General features: G+C 44.0%; 24 protein-coding genes and 1 tRNA gene. 20 read left to right on the forward strand and 5 right to left on the reverse strand.

The features are described from left to right. The first annotated feature begins 102 nt into the window (after positions 1-102). Genes ACMXYR_RS04690 through ACMXYR_RS04720 form a run of 7 tightly spaced genes read left to right on the forward strand, consistent with a single transcriptional unit; the run spans position 103 to position 8610 of the window. Positions 103-1137: a hydroxymethylglutaryl-CoA reductase gene (locus ACMXYR_RS04690; protein ID WP_415903112.1), complete on the forward strand. Its 1035-nt coding sequence runs from the start codon at positions 103-105 to the stop codon at positions 1135-1137. Then, the gene (gene fni, locus ACMXYR_RS04695) at positions 1137-2165 is read left to right on the forward strand and encodes a type 2 isopentenyl-diphosphate Delta-isomerase (RefSeq protein WP_415903113.1); all 1029 of its coding nucleotides are present in this window, start codon (positions 1137-1139) and stop codon (positions 2163-2165) included. Before ACMXYR_RS04690 ends, fni begins: the two co-directional genes overlap by 1 nt. 15 nt (positions 2166-2180) lie before the next feature. After that, complete coding sequence (locus tag ACMXYR_RS04700; protein ID WP_415903114.1) at positions 2181-3347, forward strand: hydroxymethylglutaryl-CoA synthase; 1167 nt, start codon at positions 2181-2183, stop codon at positions 3345-3347. After that, on the forward strand, positions 3347-4342 hold the full coding sequence (locus ACMXYR_RS04705; RefSeq protein WP_415903115.1) for a mevalonate kinase: 996 nt from the start codon (positions 3347-3349) through the stop codon (positions 4340-4342). Before ACMXYR_RS04700 ends, ACMXYR_RS04705 begins: the two co-directional genes overlap by 1 nt. Then, positions 4329-5258: a mevalonate kinase gene (mvk, locus tag ACMXYR_RS04710; protein WP_415903116.1), complete on the forward strand. Its 930-nt coding sequence runs from the start codon at positions 4329-4331 to the stop codon at positions 5256-5258. Before ACMXYR_RS04705 ends, mvk begins: the two co-directional genes overlap by 14 nt. Then, entirely contained in the window at positions 5245-6246 is a 1002-nt protein-coding gene (mvaD, locus tag ACMXYR_RS04715; RefSeq protein WP_415903117.1) for a diphosphomevalonate decarboxylase, read from the forward strand. Before mvk ends, mvaD begins: the two co-directional genes overlap by 14 nt. A gap of 6 nt (positions 6247-6252) precedes the next feature. Next, entirely contained in the window at positions 6253-8610 is a 2358-nt protein-coding gene (locus ACMXYR_RS04720) for a DNA polymerase II (protein WP_415903118.1), read from the forward strand. 8 nt (positions 8611-8618) lie between these two features. On the opposite strand, the gene ACMXYR_RS04725 is transcribed toward ACMXYR_RS04720, so the two are convergent. The 4 genes from ACMXYR_RS04725 to ACMXYR_RS04740 form a co-directional block, all read right to left on the reverse strand. After that, positions 8619-8828, reverse strand: a complete 210-nt coding sequence (locus ACMXYR_RS04725; protein ID WP_415903119.1) for a putative motility protein — start codon at positions 8826-8828, stop codon at positions 8619-8621. Positions 8829-9215: 387 nt separating this feature from the next. Then, a complete protein-coding gene (locus ACMXYR_RS04730) occupies positions 9216-9884 on the reverse strand; it encodes a LutC/YkgG family protein (protein ID WP_415903120.1) in 669 nt (222 codons plus the stop codon). Between the two features lies 1 nt (position 9885). Beyond that, positions 9886-11298: a LutB/LldF family L-lactate oxidation iron-sulfur protein gene (locus ACMXYR_RS04735; RefSeq protein WP_415903121.1), complete on the reverse strand. Its 1413-nt coding sequence runs from the start codon at positions 11296-11298 to the stop codon at positions 9886-9888. Positions 11299-11304: 6 nt separating this feature from the next. Beyond that, positions 11305-12096 carry a (Fe-S)-binding protein gene (locus ACMXYR_RS04740; protein ID WP_415903122.1) on the reverse strand — a complete coding sequence of 264 codons (792 nt, stop codon included), beginning with the start codon at positions 12094-12096 and terminating at the stop codon, positions 11305-11307. A 189-nt stretch (positions 12097-12285) separates the two neighbouring features. Between ACMXYR_RS04740 and ACMXYR_RS04745 the strand changes: the two genes are divergently transcribed. The 13 genes from ACMXYR_RS04745 (at position 12286) to ACMXYR_RS04805 (ending at position 24840) form a co-directional block, all read left to right on the forward strand. After that, complete coding sequence (locus tag ACMXYR_RS04745; RefSeq protein ID WP_415903123.1) at positions 12286-12987, forward strand: FadR/GntR family transcriptional regulator; 702 nt, start codon at positions 12286-12288, stop codon at positions 12985-12987. Between the two features lie 91 nt (positions 12988-13078). Beyond that, a complete protein-coding gene (locus ACMXYR_RS04750) occupies positions 13079-14839 on the forward strand; it encodes an ATP-binding protein (protein WP_415903124.1) in 1761 nt (586 codons plus the stop codon). Between the two features lie 152 nt (positions 14840-14991). Then, positions 14992-16911: a threonine--tRNA ligase gene (thrS, locus tag ACMXYR_RS04755; protein ID WP_415903125.1), complete on the forward strand. Its 1920-nt coding sequence runs from the start codon at positions 14992-14994 to the stop codon at positions 16909-16911. A 27-nt stretch (positions 16912-16938) separates the two neighbouring features. Then, on the forward strand, positions 16939-17484 hold the full coding sequence (gene infC, locus ACMXYR_RS04760) for a translation initiation factor IF-3 (RefSeq protein WP_415903631.1): 546 nt from the start codon (positions 16939-16941) through the stop codon (positions 17482-17484). Positions 17485-17588: 104 nt separating this feature from the next. Next, the gene (gene rpmI, locus ACMXYR_RS04765) at positions 17589-17783 is read left to right on the forward strand and encodes a 50S ribosomal protein L35 (protein ID WP_007022505.1); all 195 of its coding nucleotides are present in this window, start codon (positions 17589-17591) and stop codon (positions 17781-17783) included. Positions 17784-17821: 38 nt separating this feature from the next. After that, positions 17822-18178 carry a 50S ribosomal protein L20 gene (gene rplT, locus ACMXYR_RS04770; protein ID WP_415881844.1) on the forward strand — a complete coding sequence of 119 codons (357 nt, stop codon included), beginning with the start codon at positions 17822-17824 and terminating at the stop codon, positions 18176-18178. Positions 18179-18341: 163 nt separating this feature from the next. Next, the gene (pheS, locus tag ACMXYR_RS04775; protein ID WP_415903126.1) at positions 18342-19325 is read left to right on the forward strand and encodes a phenylalanine--tRNA ligase subunit alpha; all 984 of its coding nucleotides are present in this window, start codon (positions 18342-18344) and stop codon (positions 19323-19325) included. Positions 19326-19374: 49 nt separating this feature from the next. Then, positions 19375-21771: a phenylalanine--tRNA ligase subunit beta gene (pheT, locus tag ACMXYR_RS04780; RefSeq protein WP_415903127.1), complete on the forward strand. Its 2397-nt coding sequence runs from the start codon at positions 19375-19377 to the stop codon at positions 21769-21771. 20 nt (positions 21772-21791) lie between these two features. Then, entirely contained in the window at positions 21792-22097 is a 306-nt protein-coding gene (ihfA, locus tag ACMXYR_RS04785) for an integration host factor subunit alpha (protein WP_415888770.1), read from the forward strand. Beyond that, on the forward strand, positions 22075-22428 hold the full coding sequence (locus ACMXYR_RS04790; protein WP_415903128.1) for a MerR family transcriptional regulator: 354 nt from the start codon (positions 22075-22077) through the stop codon (positions 22426-22428). Before ihfA ends, ACMXYR_RS04790 begins: the two co-directional genes overlap by 23 nt. Before the next feature lie 160 nt (positions 22429-22588). Beyond that, positions 22589-23818, forward strand: coding sequence for an FIST signal transduction protein (locus ACMXYR_RS04795; RefSeq protein ID WP_415903129.1), 1230 nt, complete (start codon positions 22589-22591; stop codon positions 23816-23818). 79 nt (positions 23819-23897) lie between these two features. Continuing rightward, positions 23898-23974, forward strand: a tRNA-Pro gene (locus ACMXYR_RS04800). 239 nt (positions 23975-24213) lie between these two features. Then, a complete protein-coding gene (locus ACMXYR_RS04805) occupies positions 24214-24840 on the forward strand; it encodes a class I SAM-dependent methyltransferase (protein WP_415903130.1) in 627 nt (208 codons plus the stop codon). A gap of 101 nt (positions 24841-24941) precedes the next feature. On the opposite strand, the gene ACMXYR_RS04810 is transcribed toward ACMXYR_RS04805, so the two are convergent. Then, complete coding sequence (locus tag ACMXYR_RS04810) at positions 24942-26264, reverse strand: Na+/H+ antiporter family protein (protein ID WP_415903131.1); 1323 nt, start codon at positions 26262-26264, stop codon at positions 24942-24944. Positions 26265-26324: the final 60 nt, after the last annotated feature.

Below are 26324 nucleotides of genomic sequence, written 5' to 3' on the forward strand. Positions count from 1 at the left end.
AAAACGTTGAAAAGGGCTAGTGAAGTTAATTAAAATTAGCTCTCAACCTTATTTAAAAGGGTTGCCATTGGCAGCCCTTTTTCTTTTGTATAAAGAGATATCATGAAATCTCATAAAATCAGTCAAGCTCAAATCCCAATGCGTAATGTCGGTCCGATCAAAATTACAGGGCCTGTTTTAGATGAAAAAATTAGTGTTCCTTTGGCTACCTACGAAACGCCTTTATGGCCTTCTGTTGGTCGTGGTGCAAGGGTTTCTGCTTTGACTGATGGCATCAAAACGACAGTCATTGATGAGCGAATGAGTCGCTCTATTCTGCTGGAAGCAGATGACGCAACAGAAGCTATGCTTGCTCTGAATTCGATTAAATCTCGTATGAATGATATTAACGAGGTGGTTGCTCAGAGTAGTCGTTTTGCCAAACTTATCGATATGAATAGCCAGATCGTTGCGAATTTGATCTATCTCCGTTTGGAATTTACTACGGGTGATGCGTCTGGTCACAACATGGTGACAAACGCTGCAGACAAAATTATTCCTTGGATATTGTCTGAATATCCGCAGCTGCGTTATTCATCTATTTCAGGTAACTACTGCTCAGATAAGAAAGCGACAGCTGTTAACGGTATTCTTGGCCGTGGTAAATATGTTGTAACGGAGATTTTGATACCGCGTGATGTCTGTGAAAGACGCTTAAAGACAACGCCTGAAAAGATGGTTGACCTTAATATTAAGAAAAACCTGATTGGGACCATGGTGGCTGGGGGCCTGCGTAGTGCTAATGCCCATTATGCGAACATGCTTTTAGCTTTTTACTTAGCAACTGGCCAAGATGCTGCAAATATTATCGAAGGTTCTCAGGGTATCGTACACGCTGAAGTCCGTGGTGATGATCTTTATTTCTCTTGTACTTTGCCTAACCTGATTATGGGTTCTGTTGGTAATGGTAAAGGGATAGATTTTGTTGAAGATAATCTGGCTGCTCTAGGTTGTAAGGAAGATAGAGAGCCGGGTGAGAATGCGCAACGTTTAGCTGCTATTTGTGCTGCAACGGTTTTATGTGGCGAGTTATCTTTGCTAGCTGCTCAGACAAATCCTGGTGAGCTTATGGAAGCTCATTTAAAGCTGGAGCGCTAATGTCAGATTTGACTAATGATCGTAAGCTTGAGCATATAAGAGCTATAGAGAATGATCCTTTAACCGATCGTGCCGGAAGGTATTTTGATCGCATTCATTTAATGCATCGCGCTCTACCAGAACTCGCATTGAACGATGTTGATAGCTCATGTGAATTTTTAGGCTATCAGTTAAGTTTCCCTTTGTTGATATCCTCAATGACAGGCGGCGATCATCAGTTAGTAAAACATATAAATCATAATTTGGCGAAAGCGGCTCAGGTAACGGGTGTTGCGATGGCGGTTGGATCGCAACGAGTTATGTTTACTTCACCTGAGGCTAAAGATAGCTTCACTCTGCGTGAATTGGCTCCTGATGTACCCTTGATAGGCAACCTAGGCGCTGTTCAGTTGAATTATGGTGTTGAAGTAGAGCAGGCGCGGCAGGCGATTGAATGTTTAGGTGCAGATGCTTTATATCTTCACCTTAATCCTCTGCAAGAGGCGGTTCAGCCTGAAGGTGATACGGATTTCTCTGATCTTGCTAAGAAAATTCAGTCTCTTGTAACTCAGTTAGATGTGCCTGTATTTCTTAAAGAGGTCGGGAGTGGTTTATCACCTGCTGATATTGAGCTGGGGTTGAAGGCAGGTATCAAAGTCTTTGATCTGGCGGGTACGGGCGGAACTTCTTGGAGCAGGATAGAGCATCACCGTAGAAAAGATGAAAGTGATTTAGGCCTTAAATTTCAAGATTGGGGAATTCCAACCCCAGTTGCCTTAAAAATGGCTAGCCCATATCGAGATGTTGCCACATTAGTTGCAAGTGGTGGCTTAAGAGATGGGATTGATATGGTTAAATCTGTTATACTCGGCGCCTCTTTATGTGGCATGGCAGGTCCGCTGTTAAAACCAGCGATGGAATCTGCTGATGCAGTTGTAGCCGAAATAGAAAAAATTAAAGCAGAGTTCAGAACAGCCATGTTTCTGCTAGGTGTCCGGGATATAGCATCTTTATCTAATAACCGGGCCCTTGTTTTAGACGAGAGTTAGGATCGAGACCCAAGAATGTCAGTTGGTATTGACGAAATCAGTTTCTATACATCCAATTATTATCTGGATTTAAGAACACTGGCGAATGTTCAGCAAATTGAGTCAGAAAAGTATTATCAGGGAATAGGCCAAGAGAAGATGTCTATGGCTGCGCCTGATGAAGATGTAGTCACTATGGCTGCAAATGCCGCCTATCCATTAATTGAAAGGGTAGGTACAGATTCGATTAGTACATTGCTTTTTGCTACAGAAACGGGTGTGGACCAGTCTAAGGCTGCAGGCGTCTATGTACATAGATTGTTAGGATTGAATTCTAACTGTCGTGTTGTTGAGTTAAAACAGGCGTGTTATAGCGCAACAGCTGCTATTCAGATGGCGTGTGCGTTAGTCGCTCGACAGCCAGAAAAGAAGGTTTTGGTCGTTGCGTCCGATATTGCTCGATATGACCTTGATACCTCTGGAGAGGCGACCCAAGGTTGCGGTGCTGTCGCTATTCTGATCTCAGCAAACCCTCGTCTAATCGAAATTGATCCAGAAGTTGGTAATCATACAGAAGATGTGATGGATTTCTGGCGACCAAATTACCGTACGACTGCACTAGTTGATGGTAAATACTCAACCAAAATCTACCTGAAATCTCTGAAAAGGGCTTGGGAAAACTTCGTGGAAGTTAGCTCTCTAGCATTTAGTGATTTCTCCCACTTTTGCTACCACCTGCCGTTTAGCCGCATGGCGGAGAAAGCGCATAAGCATCTAGCAAAAGTAAACCAAGCAGGCCTTTCTTTAGAGCAAATTGAAGAACAGGTTGAGGAAACGCTTTATTACAACCGTATCATCGGTAATAGCTATACAGCTTCAATGTATATCGGTCTGACTTCTTTGCTTGAGAATTGCAAAGAGAATTTAGCAGGCAATAAAGTTGGTTTCTTTAGTTATGGTTCTGGCTGTGTTGCCGAGTTTTTCTCTGGTACTGTAGTGGCGGGTTATGAAAAGTGTCTACACACTCTAAATCATAAGGCTATGTTAGATGCTCGCCAAGAAGTAAGTTATGACGAATATCTAAATTTGTATCGCCACCCAGATCCTCGTGATGGCGAACATCATGATATTCCTGCTGCAACTACTGGGCGTTTCCGTTTGGCTGCGATCAGCGGTCACAAGCGAGAATACGTTAGCTGTTAATGAAGGCAATAGCCCCAGGTAAACTAATACTGAGTGGTGAGCACTCAGTTGTGTATGGGGCTCCTGCCATTGCGATGGCAGTTACATCCACTGTAACGGCTTCATATACTCCTACTGAAAGTCCGAAGTTATCAATATCTTCTGATGCTTTCGGTGGCTTTTCTAAGAATATAGCTACATTTAAATTCTTTTCCGAACAGCTTGATCAACGTTTTAATTTGTTTTTACAAAGAAAGCTCGCTGTATCGGATGTTCTCACGTCTCCTTCGGATTTGTTGTTTTATACCTTGTCGCAGCTTGGTTTTGATCGGGCTGGTCAGATCTCGATAGCAAGTGATATTCCAGCAGGTGCCGGTATGGGGTCCTCTGCTGCGGTGATTGCGGCATTGCTGAAGTTGGCTGAAGCCTTCTCTCAGCAGGAATTGAATAAACAGGAATTCTTCAAGTTAGTTCGCTACTGTGAGAGATTACAGCACGGTTGCGGAAGTGCTATTGATGCTGCTGCAACGACGTTCGGTGGAGTTGCTAAGGTCCAAAATGACCATGTAACTTTATTGCCAGAATATATCGGAGACAATTGGTTTATTTGGAATAGTGGTACACCGAAATCTTCAACAGGTGAAACGGTATCAGCAGTACGTGAGTCATTCGAGTTTTCGACAATTTGGCAACACTTTGAACAGGTGACACAGGGTTTTGAACAAATACTCCCTTCAACAGATGACCAACAAAAGTTAGCCTTAATACAAGAAAATCAGCGCCTATTACAGCAAATTGGTATTGTTCCCCAAGCCGTTGCAGATGTTATTCAGTGTATAGAGTTGATGGGTGGAAGTGCGAAAGTTTGTGGTGCAGGCAGCAGCTCTGGGGATGCCGGTGGTTTGGTATTAATCTATGCTCCTAAAGGGAATGCTGCTGAGATAGCTAACAGTTTAAATATTCATCTACAGCCTTTAAAAATTAGTTATCAAGGAGCACATATTGAATCGGATTAAAGTGACTGTACCTGGCAGTATTATGCTGATGGGTGAACACGCAGTGCTTTTTGGTCATAAGGCATTAGCTTGTGCTGTGGATAAATACATTCATATACAGCTTGAGCCTATCTCAGCACGAGAAGTGCTGATTGACTCTGCACTAGCTCAATACCAAAGCCCGCTTTCAGACTTGGTTGCTGATGACAGGCTGAATTTTGTGTTGGCTGCCGTTGCAATGTATGCGGATAGTTTACCTTCAGGTATTAAAATCACGATTCGTTCAGAGTTTTCCCATACGGTTGGTTTAGGCTCTTCAGCAGCGGTCACTGCGGGTGTGGTCGCTGCACTCGCATCTTTTGTAGAAGATAAAACAGATCTCGATAGCTTATTTGATCGCTCATTGACGGTTGTTCATCAAGTACAAGACGGACGAGGCTCAGGAACTGATCTTGTGGCTAGTATCTTTGGTTCAATTGTTTCTTACCGTGTTAAGCCAAGAGAGATCAAAGCACTGCCAGCACTACCCGACATATCGCTTTATTACGCGGGATATAAAACTAAAACACCGGATGTATTGAAACATGTAGAGGGTTTAGCGAGTCATTATCCTGAGCTTTATCAGCAGATATATCAGCTAATGGGGTCGGTAACGGATAACGCCGAACAAGTAATTGCTAAACAGGATTGGCAGAAGCTTGGTCAATTAATGAATAACTACCAAGGCTTAATGGATGCATTAGGTGTCGCAGATAAAGCGATTTGCGATATTGTGTATACACTTCGCCAAAGCAAGCATGTTACAGGCGCTAAAATTTCAGGTTCGGGTCTTGGGGATTGTGTAATTGCACTCGGTTCGGATCCAGATCTATCTATAGCTTACGAACAAATTCCAGTCTCAGTTTCGGCACAAGGGGTTAGCATTGAGCATTACTAAGCAGAGTGTAGTGGCATCGTTTCTTCCAAAGCAAACTATGCCGGGTACGCAAGTAGAAGCGTTTGCGCCAAGTAATATCGCCTTGTGTAAGTATTGGGGTAAACGTGATGTTGAGCTTAACTTGCCTATCAATGCCTCATTATCTATTTCGTTGGGTGAGTTAGGTAGTCGTACGAAAATCACGCCTTCGGATGCCGGTGATCAGGTCTATCTAAATGGCGAATTACAGAGTCAAGATTCCTCCTTTGCTCGGAAAGTCATCGCGTTTATTGACCTTTTTCGTCGAGACTTGGAACAACCGGTTAAAGTAGAAACGAATAATAATATTCCAACAGCGGCTGGACTTGCGTCTTCAGCTTCCGGTTTTGCTGCGCTTATGTTGGCGATTAACGACTTTTACAGGTTCGATCTTGATCATAGAATCCTGTCGGCATTTGCCCGAATTGGTAGTGGCAGTGCATCACGTTCAATCTACCAAGGATTTGTGGAATGGAATAAAGGCGAGCAAGAAGATGGCATGGATAGCTGTGCCGAGCCTTTAGCAGTTGATTGGCCTGGGTTCAGAATAGGTCTGTTAAAAGTTGCAACAGGTGCCAAAAAAATCGATTCACGTTCTGGTATGCAGCGTACAGTTGAATCGGCTGATCTCTATCAATCTTGGCCAGCACAGGCTGAGAAGGATCTAAATACAATTAAGCATGCTATAGCTGAACAAGATATGGGTCTGTTAGGCCAAACTGCTGAGCAAAATGCTCTGTCCATGCATGCAACAATGATTGCTTCATGGCCGCCGCTTTTATATTGGCAACCTGAATCTGTTGCAGCTATGCATCGTGTCTGGGAGTTAAGAGCGTCGGGCGTAGAAATTTATCTGACGATGGATGCTGGCCCTAACCTTAAACTCTTATTTGAAGCGCAAAATGAAGCTGTGGTTCGAGAGGCTTTTCCAGAGTTAACCGATATGGATCTGGTCGCGCCCTTTGGTTAAGCGAGTATGACTACTCATCATGATAATTCAGACCATAGCTCTTCAGCATTCATTCTGACTCGAAATCAGCACGACATGCGAGAGGGTATCGTGCTGACCTATTGGGTCTGTTCAGAGCATCATGCTTTTCCTATTTCTATAACTCAGCAAGAGGCGGTGCTTTTTGTTCTTGATGAGCAAGTTCCTCGAGTTAACACCTTACTGAGTCATCTCCGAGACTGGCGTATCAATAAAGTTGATCTGACTGATTTGCAGTATCGTGGTGTTACCGCAATATACAGCCAAACTTTAAAAACCTATCGCCAAATTCAAGAGTTACTGCATCTGCATAATATTGTCATGATGGAAGATGATATACGTCATGCAGATCGCTACCTGATGGAGCGGTTTATTCAAGGTGGTGTGAAAATTAGCCATGTGAATGAACAGGTCCGTTTAAAGCCTGATACGTTTACGCCCAATTTGCGCATCCTTTCTATTGATTTAGAAACGACGATGAAAGCGGACAATATATTGTCCGCTGCATTCTATGCTGATGACTTTCAATTGGTATTGATGCAGGGGGAAGGTGTAGATAGTGATGGGCTTGAATATGTTACTGATGAAAAAGCTTTGTTACAGAGATTTATTCAAGTGGTGGCGGAATATGACCCCGATGCGTTTATAGGTTGGAACGTAGTTGGCTTTGATTTTAGGGTTTTACAAAAACGCGCTGAAGCACTCCGTATACCTCTTGTTCTAGGTCGTGACCAGTTGCCTTTAAAGTTGCATGAATCGGCTCAGGGTAAGCTCTTTGTGCGTATGGCAGGGAGAATCGTATTAGATGGCATTGATACCCTTAAGGGTGCAACTTATCAGTTCGAAAGCTTTGCTTTAGAAAACGTCGCTCGGGAGATGCTAGATCGAGGTAAGTTAATAGACCATGTCGATGATCGTGGCGGTGAAATACAACGGTTGTTTAGAGAAGACAAAGAGGCTTTGGCCCGCTATAACCTTGAAGATTGCCGATTGGTTTGGGAGATATTTGAGCATGCGGATCTGATTAATTATCTTCTTGAACGAGCACGTCTTACAGGATTGGCTCTCGATAAAGTGGGAGGATCAGCGGCAGCATTTGATAACCAATACCTCCCTCTGTTACATCGATCAGGCTATGTGGCACCGCAATATGCTTCAGGGATGTCTGGGCTTAGTGCGCCCGGTGGTTATGTAATGGACTCGCGCCCGGGTCTATATAGACAGGTTTTGGTTTTAGATTTTAAAAGCCTGTACCCCAGTATTATTCGTACCTTCAAGATCGACCCTTATGGTTTGGCTGAGGGACTTAAAGGGGGGGCGGAACCTGAAGATTTAGTCCCCGGTTTTAACCACGCAATATTTTCGCGTAGTAAAACGATTTTACCTGAGTTGATCGAGAAGCTTTGGGCGGCGCGAGATCAAGCAAAGCAGTTAAAAAATGCGGCATTATCCCAAGCAATAAAGATTATTATGAACTCCTTCTATGGTGTTTTAGGTTCGAATGTCTGCCGTTTTTTTGATCAACGCCTCTCGAGCTCAATCACCTTGCGAGGACATGAAATCCTGACAAAGACGCGCGATCATATCGAATTAGAGTTCGGATTTAAGGTGATCTATGGTGATACCGATTCTGTTTTTGTTTGGTTAGGTGATGACTTCCCTGAAGAGCAAGCTAACTGCACAGGTCGTGCTGTAGCAGAACACCTCAATCGCTGGTGGCGTGAAAATCTGCTACAGCGTTTTGAGCTAGATAGTCAATTAGAGATTGAGTACGAGACGCACTATTGTCGGTTTTTAATGCCGACCATGCGTCATTCTGACAAAGGTACCAAGAAGCGTTATGCCGGGCTTAAGCGTTCTGGGGACGGTTCGACCAAGATGGTGTTTAAAGGGCTAGAAAATGTACGTACTGATTGGACGCCCTTGGCTCGTGAGCTTCAAGAGCAGCTTTATGAACGTATTTTCTTGGGCCAAGAGTGGCGGACGCTACTTAAATCAACGGTTGAAGCACTATTAGCGGGTAATTTAGATCACAAACTTATCTATCGAAAGCGTATACGTCAGCGTTTGGATCAGTATGTGAAGAATAAACCGCCTCATGTCCAAGCGGGCTTGAAAGCGGAGTATGGGTACCAAGCAAAAGGTCAACCTAGCCCGTATCGGTCCGGTTCTTATATTGAATATATGATGACAGTTAACGGTGCAGAACCCATTGAATTTATGAGCTCGCCTTTAGATTATCAGCATTATTTGGATAAGCAGGTGAGGCCTGTGTGTGAAACGATCCTGCAGTTTTTAGATGAAGACTTTGATGGTCTCACGGCGCCCCAGCATTCGCTTTTTTAGCGATTCTGTTAGGCCTTAACGTCTATTTGGGTTCCTAGTGGGCTCAGTGGATCGACTCTAAGTTTGCCTGGCGCTGTGACTTCTAATAATTGCATCACTTGCTCGCCCGTTTGTTCGATCTGATCTTTCGCCATTTCAGCGGATTTAACCGAATGCGTTGTTTGAGTTTGTTGTGCAGACATAGCTGTCGCAGCTGCAGTGATTTCGTTTGAATCCATAACATCTTCCTATTGTCCGATTACGACATCGATCTGTAATCCGTTCACAGGTGTCGGTGCTTGGTAAAAAATACTTACATAAGTCTATCGGCTTGGAGTGAATCAGCTTTAGCTTATTTTACTTTATTTACCTAATTAAGTACGTTGGGATCAATTCCTAATGGATTTGCACTTCAGGTGGAGTTAGATGGCTAAGGCGGTTCGATTGTTATTTGGAAATCTAGCTTTAATGCTTCAGGAGCATCAGATGTAGATGCGGAAAAACAATTTGTGGTGTTTATCAGGCAGGCTTACAGAATTTAGATAAACTGTATCACTGAGTTCTGCAATGCCCTCAGAACAAAAAAAGCCACCTAATAAGGTGGCTAAAGCAATAAAGATATAGAGCTACATATCTTTAAGGATAAAAATAACCAATACGCAGGGGCCGTGGGCTCCCATCTGTAATTTTTGACCGATGTCCGCGCTACGGGATGGGCCAGTAATCATATTGACCGTGCGTGGCATTTCATCAGGGTTCTGTTCTCGAATCATCTGCCAAGCATCTTCATAGCTACCGACGATCGTCGATTCACGCAATAATACGAGATGGCAATCAGGTAGGAAATTCAATGTCGTCGGACTCTCCGGACGGGAGTACATCATCAGAGTCCCTGTTTCTGCGATACCCGTCATAGAGGTGGTTAAGCTAGCAACATCGCCAGATTGCGCAATACGCTGCTCGCGTTTGATATCGCCTAAAGCAGACCAATCGAGCTCATTTAAGCAATCATCGCTAGCGCTGACTAGGGATTTAAAATCATGTTTGTTAAGCCAGTCAGCGACAGCTTTAGGTAGATCACTCATTGCATTTATGTCGATAAGCTCTGCTGCTGCACCGCTTGCCATATCTCTAAATAGTTGGATCTGACCTGCTTTATCAAGCTGACTTCGTTTGGGGATAATAGTCGCTTTATGCGCATTGATACGGCGTGTCGCTGCTGCTTTTTGTGCAGGTGTTGCTTCTCCACGCTGTAAGCCGCGGCGGATATTGCCAAGTATTTCTGCTTTGCTCATCTTATTTCTCCGCCTGTTTGTGGGCTTTCCATTGATCCATAAAGGTCCTGCCTTGAGGTGCTGGCATATCACGCCAATCTGTCCAGCCACCCGCTAACGGCATCTTCTTGATGCGGCCTTTCTTACCAGCGAGTTTGTTCATAAACCAAGCGGAGCTTCTTGCTAACCAGCGGTATAGGGCAGGGCGTTTGGCAAAGAATGCCCAGCTAGCGATACCAAACCTGACAGCTTTTGGTGTTAAGTGTTTTTCAAACTCTTTCTCTCGCCAGTGACGCATCAATTTTGGAAGGGGAATGCGCACAGGGCATACTTCTTCACATTTACCACAGGATGTTGACGCGTTTGGCAGGTGTGCAGCTTTATCAATGCCGATCATCTTTGGTGTTAGAACAGAACCCATAGGGCCAGGGTAAACCCAACCGTAAGAGTGGCCACCAACAGCACCATATACAGGGCAGTGGTTCATACAAGAAGAGCATCGGATACAGCGAAGCATATCTTGGAATTCAGTCCCCACCATCTCACTACGGCCGTTATCAACTAACACAACGTGAAAGTTCTCAGGGCCATCTTGATCTTCAGCGCGTTTCGGACCTGTGGATAAAGTGTTGTACACCGTAAATTCCTGACCTGTCGCAGAGCGAGCTAGCAGTCGAAGAAATAGGCTCATATCTTCCAGCGTAGGTACAACCTTCTCGATGGAAGTAATTACAATGTGAGTTTTTGGCAGGGTCTGAGTCAGATCACCATTACCTTCGTTGGTCACGATGATGGTAGAGCCAGTTTCTGCTACCAGAAAGTTAGCTCCAGTAAGCCCGACATCGGCACCTACGAATTCTTTTCGTAGTACTTCGCGAGCTTCTTTCATCAACGCCTGTGGATCTTCTGTTTTCGGACGTTTGTGATGTTCGTGGAAGGTTTCGGATACATCATTAACATTCAGGTGAATTGCTGGCGCAATAATATGGCTCGGATGATCATCACGAAGCTGTAGGATGTATTCACCCAAATCTGTTTCGACAGGGCGGACACCGTTCGCTTCAAGGTATTCATTTAGGCCGGTTTCTTCCGAAACCATCGATTTACCTTTAGTGATGGTCTTTGCATTTACCTGTTTGCAAATATCGAGAATGGTTTGGTTGGCATCGTCACCTGTCCTACACCAGTGGACATGACCACCATTTTTTACAACGTTATCTTCAAATTGCTCAAGATAGATATCTAGATTTTGAATGATGTGATTTTTTAGATCACGAGCTTCATCACGTAGATCTTCAAACTCTGGTAAACGCTTGATGGCATTGGCACGGTTAACTGGGAAGCCATGCTTAAACTGACCTAAGGCTTCCTGAAGTTCGACATTATGTAGTGCTATACGAGCGTTTTCTTTAAATTCTGGGCTTTTAATATGCATCTTTAATTACCCCGCGCTCAACTCAGAGGCCAATTCATATTCAGCTTCGCCAATGGCTGGTGTGTCTGTCATACCAGCTAAGATTTCAACTACATGACGTGCTTCGATTTTCTTGCCTTCGCGTTTAAGTTTACCTGCCATGTTTAGTAGGCAACCTAAATCGCCGCCTACTAAAGTGCTGGCGCCGGAGTCACTGATATATCCAGTTTTGTTAGAAACCATACGGTTAGAAATGTCTGGATATTTAACGCAGAAAGTACCGCCGAAACCACAGCAGGTTTCTGATTCTTCCATCTCGTTCAGAGTTAGGTTTTCAACCTTAGATAGCAACTTACGTGGTTGCTGCTTTACACCCAGTTGGCGAAGGCCGGAACAGGAATCATGGTAGGTGATAGTGCCTTCAAACGCGGCATTGATACGGTCAAAATCGACCACATCAGTTAGGAATTGGGTGATCTCAAATGCACGCGATTTTAGGTCTAATGCACGTGCCTTCCAAGGGTCATTTTCGTCAAAGACCTCAGGGTAGTAATGGAGCATTCCAATACAAGAACCGGATGGTCCTACGACATATTCATAGCCATCAAAAGCTTCAATCGTTTTTTTTGCAATTTCAGCGGTGGTTGCTTTGTCGCCTGAGTTGTATGCCGGTTGGCCGCAGCATGTTTGTGTCTCTGGCACTTCTACTGTACAGCCTGAAGCTTCTAGTAGTTTGACGGTAGCAAATGCAACACTGGGTCTAAACATATCTGCTAGACAGGTTACAAATAAACCGACTTTAGGATTCTGATTTGGCATGAATGTCATCGCTATATTGGTCAGCTCTACCTGATAGGGATCAGGTTCTCACGTCACTGACGTTTCTTATTTTTCTTCAGGTTCTAATGCCTGAAGTTTTATGTGTTATCCAAAAGATAGTTAAGAGATGGCACAAATGAAATGCTAAACTAATAACTGGTCTGACCAAGAGGTCGTGAGGGGGATTTGGTGGCAACAGAAAAAGGTGTAAATCTAAGTCAGAAGTTGAGTTCTGAACTGCAGAATCAAATTCTCTATGGAGATATTTGCCCTGGGGAGAAGTTGCCATCTCAGAGAGTATTGGCAGAGCGTTACAGTCTATCTAGAGCAACGGTTCGTGAAGCGGTTCAGGATCTTGAATTAAAGGGGATTATCGAGACCTACCATGGCGGTGGGAGTCTGTGTAGAAACTTACTTGAAAGTCATTTTTCAATGCCTGCTGACAGTATTGGCGATAATTTTGAGTTTCAAGTTCAGGTTATGGAGATGCGTGCTGCTTTAGAAGGTGAGGCTGCTTACTACGCCGCTTTGCGCGCGTCAGATGAACAACTTGATCGTATCGGGCAAGAGTATGAAGCGATGCAGGCGCGCAGTAGTGGTCACACTACGCTCGCAAAAGCAAAAGCCGATCTTAGGTTTCATATGATGATTGCGGAAGCAAGTCACCATCTATTAGTTATCTCTTTCAGTCAGATATTCTATAACCGTTACTTCAATGCAATTTATGGTGTGCTTGATCGCACACTTAAGAAATTTGGCCGATACCCTGATGGAATCAGCGCTCAGCATACACAAATTTATCAGGCATTAATCAATAGGAATGCCGAGTTAGCCCGCAAGGTGGCGACAGAACATATCGACTACACTCGAAGGCAGTTAGAAGCTTCTTAACTGCTTGATATTGGTAACTATCTTAATTAACCAAACCTAAAAAATGCTCCTATACTTTCTTAGTGTTGTATAACGACCATAAGGGTAGGGGATGCAGGTTCGCAAGTCATTGGTTTGGAGGATTATCTTCCCTGTCCTGTTTGTCATGGTGTTGCTGGTAATTGCTATCCTGTATTACTTACCGCAGGTTCTTACGCAGCAAGCAATAGATGACGCTCAGCAAAGGGCTGAAGAAACAGTTGAAGAATTTAAACGTTTACGGGGGTATTACACTGAAAATGTAGTTAGTGAAGTACTATTACATTCAGATATTGATGTCACCACAGATCATAAAAATAATTCTAAAAGTATCCCTTTACCTGCAACTATGGTGCATGAGTTGAGCGAGCAATATTCTCAAACAGGTACCATGATTAAACTTTATAGTTTTTATCCCTTTCCCAATCGTGCAGAACGAAAATTAGATGAATTTGCCAACCAAGCTTGGCATTACCTTAATGAAAACCCCGAGTCTGAATATATAAAAGTTTTAAAAAACAAGCAGGGCGAGACAGTTGTGCGAGTGGCTATTGCTGACAAGTTGGTAGCTGAGGCATGTGTGCAATGTCATAACAATCATCCCTTTTCTCCAAAGGTAGATTGGAAGCTGGGCGATGTTAGAGGAATATTGGAGGTGGACAGTATTATCCAGCCTGCGATTAAAAGTGGTGAAGCATTAGGTATGAAGTTGGCTTTAATGATCTGCACCGTTATCGCTTTTTTAGTGATGCTGATTTATGTGATCCATCATTATTTATTCCAAGTTCCTTTACATAAATTGGCGATTTTGTTGGAAAACTCTACTTATCAAGAAGGGGTTGCTGTAGACGAACCTGAATATCTATCGCCACTTTATCCCGATAATCATGAGCATGATGAAATAAGTTTTCTTTATCATAAATTCTCGCAACAACACGAACGTTTAGATGCTAATGCCAAAGCGATGCGAGAGTACCAGGAAAAACTGGAAGCTGAAGTTAAGTTGAATGAGCAACTGCTAGAAGAGAGAGAGACTCAACTTAGTGAAACTCAGGATCAGTTGGATGCTACTCAAAAAGAATTACTGCAAAGTGAGAAGTTATCTGCATTAAAACGTCTGGTAAGCAGTATCGGGCATGAGGTAAGTACGCCCTTAGGTGTTTCTAGAACCGCATCCTCATATTTGATAGAGGAAAGTGATGTTGTGCTGAGTAGTTTTCAAAACAACACGATGACAAAATCTCAGTTGGAAAAATACTTAACTGATAGCAGGGAAGCAGGTGAGCTGTTAACAACCAATTTAACGCGGGCTCATGAGTTGATGCTTGCTTTTAAAGAGGTTGCGGTTGATCAGATAAGTGAGCAGAAAAGAGATATAAATCTACGAGAGTATATTCAGGATGTGCTGTTAAGTCTCAAGCCTACCTATAAAAATGCTCCAGTCGAGGTGAGGAATAATATCGCCCCGGAGATAGAGCTGAATGTTGACGCGGGAGCTATTGCTCAAATTGTGACTAACTTGATCACGAATTCATTAATGCACGGTTTTAAAGATGCAACGGTAGCCGGCACTATCGTCCTTAGTAGCGAAACAACTACAGACGAATACATACTTATTTATATGGATGATGGAAAAGGTATTTCTGCGGAAGTGCAGCAGCATGTGTTTGAGCAGTTTTATACAACCCGGAAAGGTTCTGGAGGAACAGGCATGGGGATGTATATTATCCAAGAGCTAGTTAAAGAAAGGCTACTTGGTAATATTAAATTTAACAGTGATGAGGGCCAAGGAATTAATATTCGTATCGCATTGCCAAAGTCGCCTGTTACTTAGTAATTTATCATTGAACATAGTTCTAGCTCCTTTTCTTTGATTACCCTATAATCGCGCCAACTCACAACGTGCTTGGTTTGTACGGTAAGTGAGATGTATCGAATATTGATGTGGCCTTACGTATGGGTCACCACTGAAATCAAGGAAATAACATGCCTGTAATTACCCTGCCAGACGGTAGCAAACGTGAGTTTGCTAACCCTGTTACCGTATTTGAAGTTGCTGCTGATATCGGCGCTGGTCTAGCTAAAGCTGCATTGGCCGGTAAAGTTGACGGTAAAGAAGTTGATACCTCTTTCACTATCGAAAATGATGCGGATCTTGCCATCATCACTGCGCGTGATGAGGAAGGTCTAGAAGTTATTCGTCACTCTACTGCTCACTTGATGGCTATGGCTGTACAAGAATTGTTCCCTGGTGCTCAGGTAACTATCGGGCCTGTTATTGAAGATGGTTTCTATTATGACTTTGCTTACGAGCGCCCATTTACGCCGGAAGATCTAGAGAAGATCGAAAAGAAAATGGCGGAGCTGGTTAAGCAGAACCTGCCTATTACTCGTTCATTGATGAGTCGTGATGAAGCGACCAAAATGTTTGATGAGATGGGTGAGAAGTACAAAGTTGAGTTGCTTCAAGCTGTACCGGATGCGGAAGACCTTTCTTTCTACTCTCAAGGCGACTTCATCGATCTATGTCGTGGACCACACGTTCCATCTACTGGCCACATCAAAGCATTTAAATTGATGAAAGTTGCTGGTGCTTACTGGCGCGGTGATTCCAACAACGAAATGCTTCAGCGTATTTACGGTACGGCATGGGGCGACAAAAAAGCTCTTAAAGCTTACCTGCACCGTCTAGAAGAAGCGGAAAAGCGTGATCACCGTAAACTGGGTAAACAGCTGAATATGTTCCACCTGCAGGAAGAAGCACCGGGTATGGTGTTCTGGCATCCAAATGGTTGGACTCTGTACCAGCAGATCGAACAGTACATGCGTCAGAAACAGCGTCAGCATGGTTATGATGAGATCAAAACACCACAGGTTGTTGAACGTACTCTATGGGAAAAATCTGGTCACTGGGATAAATTCTCTGAAGAGATGTTTACCACGCATTCTGAGAATCATGATTTTGCTATCAAACCGATGAACTGCCCATGCCACGTTCAGGTTTTCAATCAGGGTATTCGTTCTTACCGTGATCTGCCTTTGCGTCTAGCAGAATTTGGTTGTTGCCACCGTAATGAACCTTCAGGTGCGTTACACGGAATTATGCGTGTCCGTGGCTTTGTACAGGATGATGCGCATATATTCTGTGCGGAAGATTCGATTCAGGAAGAAGTTGCGCGTTTCATTGAGTTTCTTGATGAGGTTTATGCGGACTTTGGCTTTACTGAAGTTATCTATAAACTATCTACTCGCCCAGAACAGCGCGTAGGCTCAGATGAAGTTTGGGATAAAGCTGAAAAAGCCTTAGGTGATGCTTTAGATGCAGCAGGTCTTGAATGGGAAGAGTTGCCAGGTGAAGGTGCTTTCTACGGCCCTAAGATTGAGTTCTCACTAAAAGATTGCCTAGGTCGTGTATGGCAGTGTGGTACTGTTCAGGTTGACTTCTCAATGCCAGGCCGCCTCGGTGCTCAGTTTGTAAACGAACAGGGTGAACGTGAAACACCTGTAATGTTACACCGTGCAATTCTTGGTTCTTTTGAGCGTTTTATCGGTATTTTGATCGAAAACTTCGCAGGTGCATTACCAACTTGGTTGGCGCCAGTACAAGCGGTTGTGATGAATATTACGGACAAACAAGCTGATTATTGTCAAAAAGTTGTTCAAAATCTTGAAAATCAAGGATTCAGAGCCGAGTCAGACTTGAGAAATGAGAAGATCGGCTTTAAAATTCGCGAGCGTACTTTACAGAAGGTGCCTTACCTTCTTGTAATTGGCGATAAAGAAGTAGAGGCGGGTGAGGTTGCTGTACGTACTCGTACGGGTGAAAACCTAGGCGCTATGCCTCTAGAAGAATTTGTAAACCTTCTTGGCAGTGATGTCGCTAAGAAAGGTCGTCAGGACTCATAAGTCTAAAAACAGTCAGGAGATAAGACTATCAGGCGTGATAATAGAAGGGGCGCTCGCAGAGAAGAGCCCATGATCAATGAGAATCTACTGAAAGTAGCTAAACAGTGCAGACTTATTGGTCCAGACGGAACACAGATTGGCATCGTACCGGTAAATGACGCTCTTGTGGCAGCACAAGAAGCGGGACTTGATCTGGTGAAAATTTCTGAAGCTGATCCCATCGTTTGTAAAGTGATGGATTATGGCAAGCATCTTTATGAGCTGAAAAAGCAAAAGAATGAAGCCAAGAAAAAGCAGCATCAGGTTCAGATCAAGGAAGTGAAATTCCGTCCTAATACGGAAGAAGGGGATTATCAGGTCAAGCTACGCAACCTGGTACGTTTCCTTGAAGCAGGAGATAAAGCCAAGATAACTTTGCGTTATCGTGGTCGTGAGATGGCCCATCAGGAACTGGGTATGCAGTTACTCCAACGAATCGAGAAAGATTTGGAAGAGTTAGCAACTGTAGAGCAGCGTCCTAAGATGGAAGGCCGTCAACTGGTCATGGTCTTAGCTCCGAAGAAGAAAAAGTAACTCGTTACTTTCCTTAACCCGTGACTGACTTGTAAAAGTTGGCTACGGGTTTTGTCGTTTGTTTCGGGCGAAAAAAAATTAACGAATGCGTGGAGATTTTAGTAATGCCTAAGATGAAATCCAATAGTGGTGCGGCTAAGCGTTTTAAGAAAACCGCTAACGGCTTCAAACACAAGCAGTCTTTCACTAGTCACATTCTGACTAAGAAATCTACTAAGCGTAAGCGTCAGCTTCGCCCTATGCTGCAGGTACACGCTGCAGACAAGGCGTTGGTTCGTCGCATGCTGCCTTATATTTAATCGATTTTTTAGCTAACAGAATTTAGAGGAAGAAAGACATGGCTCGCGTAAAACGTGGTGTTGTTGCTCGTCGTCGTCACAAGAAAGTCCTGAAAAAAGCAAAAGGTTATTACGGTGCTCGTAGCCGTGTATTCCGCGTTGCTAAACAGGCGGTAATCAAAGCTGGTCAATATGCATACCGTGACCGCCGTCAGCGTAAGCGTCAGTTCCGCGCATTGTGGATTGCACGTATCAACGCTGGTGCTCGTATCAACGGTTTGTCTTACAGCCGCTTCATCGCTGGTCTGAAAAAGGCTAACATCGAGATCGACCGTAAGGTTCTAGCTGATCTTGCTGTTCACGAAGCTGGCGCATTTGCAGCAATCGTAGAGAAAGCTAAAGCTTCTCTAGCGTAAGCTAGCACCCAGTGTCGTGTAAGCGACTACTTTGAAATAGGGGAAGGGTGCGAACTCTTCCCCTATTTTTTCGGTTATTTTGCCCAGTTTTTTAGGGAAAACTGGGCAAAGTAACTGATTACTAACAAATTACCGTATTTATCCTTCTATTCGGAGCCGGATAATGGAAAACATTCAAAGCCTTTTGGCAGCAGGTACTGAAGCTGTCGCTACGGCAACTACTACTCAACAGTTGGACGATGTTCGCGTTCAATACTTGGGTAAAAAGGGTGAACTTACTGCACTTCTTAAAGGCTTAGGCAAGCTATCTGCAGAGGAACGTCCACAAGCTGGTGCTAAGATCAACGAAGCTAAACAAGCGCTTCAAGAAGTGATTAATGAGCGTAAAACAGCACTAGAAGCTGCAGCCCTAGAAAGTAAGCTTGCTGCTGAAACGATTGATGTAACTTTGCCAGGACGTGGTCAAGCACTAGGTGGTTTACACCCTGTGACTAAAACCATGGAGCGAATTGAAGAGTTTTTTGGTGGTATCGGCTATACGGTAGAAGAAGGTCCAGAAATCGAAGATGATTACCACAACTTCGAAGCGCTAAATATTCCTTCGCACCATCCGGCTCGTGCTATGCACGACACATTCTATTTCAATGCGAATACACTTCTGCGTACACACACTTCAGGTGTTCAGGTACGTACAATGGAATCGCAAGAACCACCACTACGTATTATCTGCCCAGGTCGTGTATATCGTTGTGATTACGATCAAACGCACTCGCCAATGTTCCATCAGGTAGAGGGTTTGATTGTTGATAAAGATATCAGCTTCGCTGACCTAAAAGGTACGCTAGAACAGTTCCTGCGCGAATTCTTCGAAGAAGATGTTCGCGTTCGCTTCCGTCCGTCTTACTTCCCGTTCACTGAGCCTTCAATTGAAGTCGATATCGACCGTGGTGATGGTAAATGGTTGGAAGTACTAGGTTGTGGCATGGTGCATCCTAAAGTATTTGAAGCTTCAGGTATCGACCCTGAAGAGTACACCGGCTTTGCTTTCGGTATGGGTGTAGAGCGTTTGGCTATGTTGCGTTACGGCGTAAATGACCTGCGCCTATTCTTTGAAAACGACCTGCGTTTCCTGAATCAGTTCAACTGATCACGACAACGTTTTAAGCGGTTATTAACAGGATTTTCGGGAAAGCAAAATGAAATTCAGTGAAAAGTGGTTACGCGAATTGGTTAACCCTGCAATTAGTACGCAGGAGCTAGTTGATCAAGTCACAATGGCAGGTCTGGAAGTAGACGAAGTTGAGGCAGCAGCTAAAGATTTTACCGGTGTTATCGTAGGTGAAATCCTAACGGCTGAGCAGCATCCAAATGCAGACAAACTTCAGGTGTGCACAGTAACTAATGGTAGTGAAGTAGCACAGGTTGTGTGTGGTGCACCTAACGCTCGTGCTGGTTTAAAAACAGCATTCGCTACTGTGGGTGCGGTATTGCCTACTCCAGATGGCAAAGAGTTTAAGATTAAAAAAGCTAAACTACGTCAGGTAGAATCTTTCGGCATGCTATGTGCGGAAGATGAGCTAGGTATTTCAGATGATCACGACGGCATCATGGAGCTTCCAGCTGATGCGCCTGTAGGTACTTGTATTCGTGAATACCTGAACCTCGATGACAAAGTAATCGATGTAGATTTAACGCCTAACCGTGGTGACTGCCTAAGTATTTCTGGTTTAGCGCGTGAAGTGGGTGTGTTAAATAAAGCGCCTGTTACTTTTGTTGCAGACAATGCAATTGAAGCGAATATTGATGCTACTTTCCCTGTAGAACTAAAAGATGCTGCTGATTGCCCACGTTATGTTGGTAGAGTTATTCGTGGTATCAATCCACAAGCAGAAACACCATTGTGGATGAAACAGAAACTTGAGCGTTCTGGTGTACGTAGCATTGATCCAGTTGTAGATGTAACGAACTATATTCTTCTAGAGCTTGGTCAGCCAATGCACGCTTTCGATCTGGATAAACTATCCGGTGGTATTGTTGTTCGCCGTGCGGACCAGGGTGAAAAGCTAACACTTCTAGATGGTCAAGAAGTTGAGCTTAATGCTGATACTTTGGCAATTACCGACGCAAATGGCCCAGTTGCTATGGCTGGTATTATGGGGGGCGACCCTACCAGCGTTACGGCTGAAACGCAAAATATCTTCCTAGAAAGTGCATTCTTTAATCCTATCTCTATTGCGGGCCGTGCACGCTCTTATGGTTTACATACAGATTCCTCTCACCGTTTCGAGCGTGGTGTCGATTGGCAGCTGCAAAACCAAGCAATTAATCGCGCTACAGAGCTCCTTCTTGAGATTGTTGGCGGTGAAGCAGGTCCTGCTGTTGAAACTGTCAATGAAGATGAGTTACCTGCTGCGCGTCAGCTATTCCTGCGTCATAGCAAAGTGAATGCGATGCTGGCGTTTGAAATGCCTGCTGACGAGATTGAAGAGATTTTAACTCGCCTTGGCTTGGTTGTAGAGAGGACTTCTACGGAAGGTGAATGGCACGTTTCTGTTCCATCTTATCGCTTTGATATCGCAATTGAAGTGGATCTGATCGAAGAATTAGCACGTGTATACGGCTACAACAATCTACCTGTTCGTACGCCAACAGCGTCTATGCCAATCAAGGCAAATGATGAAACTAAAGTAACAATCCAGAATGTCCGTCGTGCATTGATTGCACGTGGCTATCAGGAAGCGATCACTTACAGCTTTATCGAAGCGGGTTTACAAAAGCAGTTCGATGACCAATTTGAAGGTATTGCGTTAGCTAACCCAATCTCTGCTGAAATGGCAGTGATGCGCACTACTATCTGGCCAGGTCTAGTAAAAGCATTGCAGTACAACCAAAACCGTCAGCAAGCGCGTGTTCGCCTATTTGAAAGTGGTCAGCGCTTCTTACCGACTTCTGGGGATGAGATCATTCAGGAGAATGTTGTTGCTGGTTTGTTAGCTGGTGCACGAGATCCTGAAGGTTGGAATGCAGGTAAAGATCAAGTTGATTTCTTTGATATTAAAGGTGACCTAGAGAGCTTGCTTTCTTTGGGCGGCGCTGAAGGAGACTTCTCATTTGTAGCTGATCGTCATGTTGCTTTGCACCCAGGTCAGACTGCGCGTATTGAGCGTAATGGCGAAAAAGTAGGTTACATCGGTGCATTGCATCCTAATTTGGTTAAAGAGTTGGGTCTGAACGGTGCTGTATATCTTTTCGAGATAAACCAAGCTGCTTTGACTCAAGGTAAACTGCCTCGCTACCAAGAAATTTCTAAATTCCCAGAGTCGCGCCGAGATCTAGCACTTATTGTAGATGAAGGCGTAGCTTTTGATTCAGTGCGTCAATTGGCTGAAAAAGAAGCGGGTGAATTCGTTAAAGAAGTAACACTTTTTGACGTTTACCAAGGCCAAGGTATTGAAAAAGGTAGAAAAAGTCTTGCTGTGGGCTTGACGTGGCAGCATCCTTCGCGCACTCTTAATGATGAAGAAATAAACAGCGCCACAAGTGCGGTTATTTCTGCACTAGCCAGTGAGTTTGGTGCCTCATTGCGAGAATAAGCAGCGAAAGGTGATTTATCATGGGCTCGTTAACAAAAGCTGAAATGGCGGAACGCCTGAACGAAGAGCTAGGATTAAACAAACGTGAAGCCAAAGAGATGGTGGAGACGTTCTTTGATGAAATCCGGGCATGTCTGGCTGCTAACGAGCAGGTGAAATTGTCCGGCTTCGGTAACTTTGACCTTCGCGATAAGCGTCAAAGGCCGGGCCGGAATCCTAAAACTGGGGAAGAAGTGCCTATCTCGGCTCGCCGTGTTGTAACCTTCCGCCCAGGTCAGAAACTGAAGGACCGTGTCGAAACCTATGCTGGAGACACCCCAGAGTAACGATCCCAACCCAATCCCGGGTAAACGTTATTTTACAATTGGCGAAGTTGCTAAGCTTTGTGATCTCAAGGCGCATGTATTGCGTTATTGGGAGAAAGAGTTTTCACAAATCTCGCCTGTTAAACGAAACAACCGCCGCTATTACCAGCGACAGGATGTTTTGTTGATTCGTCAGATCAAAAGCTTATTACACGATCAAGGCTACACCCTGAGTGGTGCTAAACAGTATCTTGCGGGTGATAATAATGAAGATGATCAAAGTCAATACAAGCAATTGCTTCGACAGACTATCGCTGAATTAGAAGACCTATTGGAATCAATTAAGCGCTAGTGCTTTCTTAGTGCTTAATTTTTCCCCCTCCATTCAACGCCCGTTTTACTTATATAGTTTATTTATACTTACACTTTGGCACTGTTTCGCGCCTTAGTGGTTGGCTGTGCTCTATAGCTTGATTAGCATCTATGTTGTTAAACAAGCTAGGATAGTAGAGATGGCAATTTTAAGGGTAGGTTTAGGTCATGACCAAGATGCTTCAGTGGCTGCGAGTGATGCAATGGAGCTCACACCTAAACCTGACTTGGTGATCTGCTTTGTTAGTTTCTCTTTGGATGTTCAGAAAGCCTATAGTGACATTAGGTCAGTTGTAGGAGATACCGTTCCTATTGTGGGCGGCAGTTCTTGGGGCGAAATCTCTAGCCTGAAAAAAGGGCCTCAGGAGGCGAGCGTTGTTGTAATGACGCTACAGAGCGCTTATTTTAGTGTCGGTTTGGGCGTCGGTCAAAACCTATCAAAGCAACCTGAGCAAGCTGCCAAAGACGCAATTCGGGAAGCTTATTCAAACTTGCTCTCAAATCCCGCTGTCATGTCTTTGATGGCAATTGCCTTAGACAGCAAAGGGGCAAAAGAGGTCTCTAGAATAAAGCCCTGTATCAATATGGTTTTACCTGATGGTACTTCCGTTCAAGAAGAAGCTTTTTTACGTAGTCTCATTTTAGAAACTGGGACGGTCTCCCAAGTCATTGGTGGTTCAACAGCTACAGATTTCTCAGATGCTAAAAGTAATCAAATCAGCAATGGTGTTCATCAAGATTCTGCTGTTGTAGCGAGTTTTAGTAGTGGCTTAAAAATTGGTACCGCTATGGGTCATCCTTATGTTGCAGCGAATAAGGGGGCTGTCGTTACTCAGGCAACAGGGCGTACCGTGCAAATGCTAAATGGTAAGCCTGCGACAGAAGTGCTTCAGAAGCTGTTAGGTGGGGAAGAACTGACTCCTGAGCTATTTATTCAAAACCCTTTTGGTATTAAATCCTCTGATGTTTTCGCAGAGTACACTATTAAAAGTGCTAAGCAGGTTCATGGTGATGGTGGCGTGAGCTTTTATGCGGAAATTCCTAAAGGTGCATTTCTGCGTGAAATGAAAACGGATGCTGAGATTGCGAGGGAGCGTTTCAAGGAAACTTTGCAGAAGGCGATTATCGATGCTGGTAGCCCAAAGAAAATCGGCGCGGTAATTATTTTTAACTGTATTTTACGTCACCTGTTGAAAGTTCGCTTAGATGTGGATGATATCTGCTTGGTTAAAGAAGTCTGTGGCGAAGATGTACCTGTTATTGGATTTAATACATTTGGTGAGCAGGGGGCGACGCAAGGTGGTTCAATCGGTCACTATAACCAGACGGCAACCATCATGGTGATAGGCGAAGAGGTTATCACGCAATAAACGGAAAAAATCTTTCCAGATTCGGAGTGTTCGGTTAAGATAGCCACCACTTGAAAGTGTTCATTTTCAAGATCTTAGTCGGGATGTAGCGCAGCTTGGTAGCGCACCTGCATGGGGTGCAGGGGGTCGTAGGTTCAAATCCTATCATCCCGACCATTTCTTAATAATACTATGATTTTTCTAAGCTAACTCACTATGTGGTATTGGCGTGTGATGGTGTATGCCACAAGCTTAACGTTTACGGCATCCTGTTAGCGGTGAACCAATCAATTTTGTCACGCTATGTCCATGTAATTTTGCATTGATCCATTTAAAGCGCGTTAAGATACGGTCATGAGTAAGCTAATGTCATTATTTTAAAAGACAATTTAAAAATCATTTATGTGAATTTCTATATGAGTAATCGCTATAGCAAAGAAAGTTTAAGCGAAATCGAACGTGTGACTTTAGGGCATTATGAATCGAATGCAGCATCTTTCTGGCAAGGTACTCGTGATCATGATGTTAGCCAGAATATTGATGCTTTATTAAGTGCATTACCGCAACGAAAAGGGTTGGATATTTTAGATTTCGGTTGCGGGCCGGGGCGCGATCTTCTTTATTTTAAAACCTTGGGTCATTCTCCTACTGGGCTCGATGGAAGTAAAACTTTCTGTGAGATGGCTCGATTACATAGTGGTTGCCCTGTGCTGAATCAGTCGTTTTGTCATCTCGATATAGGGGAAGAGTGCTTTGATGGGATTTTTGCTAATGCTTCTATGTTCCATGTCCCTAGTCAGATGCTGGGTGAGGTTTTGTCTAAATGCTATATTGCGTTGAAGCCAAATGGGATCTTATTTACTTCAAACCCGAGAGGGGCAGCGGAAGGGTGGAATGGTGATCGTTTTGGTCACTATATGGAGTTAGAGGTGACTGCTCAAAATTTAGAGGATGCAGGTTTTCGTATTCTTGATCATTATTATCGCCCAGAAGGTTTACCTTGTGCGCAACAGCCTTGGTTGGCAATTGTCAGTCAGCGCTAAGGTTGTTGGTCTTTGCTAAAGAGTAAATATAGATTGAAGCAGTGATCTCGATGGCAGGGTGCAGGCCTTACTTTAAGCTAAGGCCTGCCTGTTCTGTGCTTTTATAACGTTACAGCTGCAAACCAACCAAAGGCAAGTAGAGGTAAGTTATAGTGTAAGAATGTCGGTACAACCGTATCCCAGATATGATTGTGTTGCCCATCGACGTTTAAGCCTGATGTTGGACCTAGGGTCGAGTCAGACGCAGGGGAGCCTGCATCACCTAAAGCTGCTGCTGTGCCGACTAGAGCAACGATAGCTAAAGGGCTAAAGCCTAACTGAATAGCTAATGGTACGTAGATAGCTGCAATAATTGGGATTGTTGAAAACGATGAGCCTATACCCATAGTAATTAGCAAACCCACCAATAACATCAAGAAGGCCGCTATTGGTTTATTTTGGCCAATAACGTCTACTGAACTTGTCACTAGTGCAGCGATATCGCCGGTTTCTTTAAGCACCTCTGCAAAACCTGATGCGGCAATCATGATAAAGCCAATGGTTGCCATCATTTTCATACCATCGGTCAATACGCCGTCAGATTCTTTCCAACGGATCACGCCAGTAACGGTAAATAGGATAAAGCCAAGCATAGCCCCCATGATCATGGAGTTGGTAACTAGCTGTGTTACGAAGGCTACGCCGATTGCTAACAGAGCAACGATAATGCTCTTAGAATTAAAGTCATTAACGTTGTTTTCGACAGCTTTAATCTTTGACTGATCATAACGACGTTTCCCGCGATAGCTGATGAAAACTGCGATCAATAATCCACACAACATTCCAGCAGCAGGTATGCTCATCGCTTGAATAACTGAGATACCCGTTGTGTCCAGTCCGCCTTGACCAATATGTTTCAGTAGAATTTCGTTAAGGAATATTCCCCCAAACCCTACCGGTAAAAGCATATAAGGGGTTACTAGACCAAAGGTCAGTACGCAGGCAATTAAACGTCGATCCAATTTCAGTTTGCTCATCGCTAGAAGCAAAGGCGGTATTAATAGTGGGATGAATGCAATGTGGATTGGGATTAAGTTTTGTGACGAAATGGCTACCGCTAAGATGATTAGGAGTAGTAGCGTTTTGATCTTGTTGACGCGTGCTGGCGTAGGATCTTGCCCAATCACTGTTATTGCTTTATTTGCTAACAAGTGTGGCAGGCCTGATTGTGCAATTGCGACTGCAAAGCCACCAAGCAATGCATAGCTTAAGGCAACGCTTGCACCGCCGCCAATCCCAGCATTAAAAGCATTGATTGTAGCATCTAGACTCAATCCTCCTGACAAGCCGCCGACAAGTGCGCCAATCAAAAGAGCAATAACCACATGGGTTCTAAAAAGGCTCAGCACCAACATGGTTAGCACTGCAATAATCACTGCGTTCATAGTTAAGCCTAGGGCTCCACATTTTAAAAAAAGGGCGCACCATGAGGGAAGGGCGTAGGG

The sequence above is a fragment of the Neptuniibacter sp. QD29_5 genome (assembly GCF_047778125.1).
Taxonomy (GTDB): Bacteria; Pseudomonadota; Gammaproteobacteria; order Pseudomonadales; family Balneatricaceae; genus Neptuniibacter.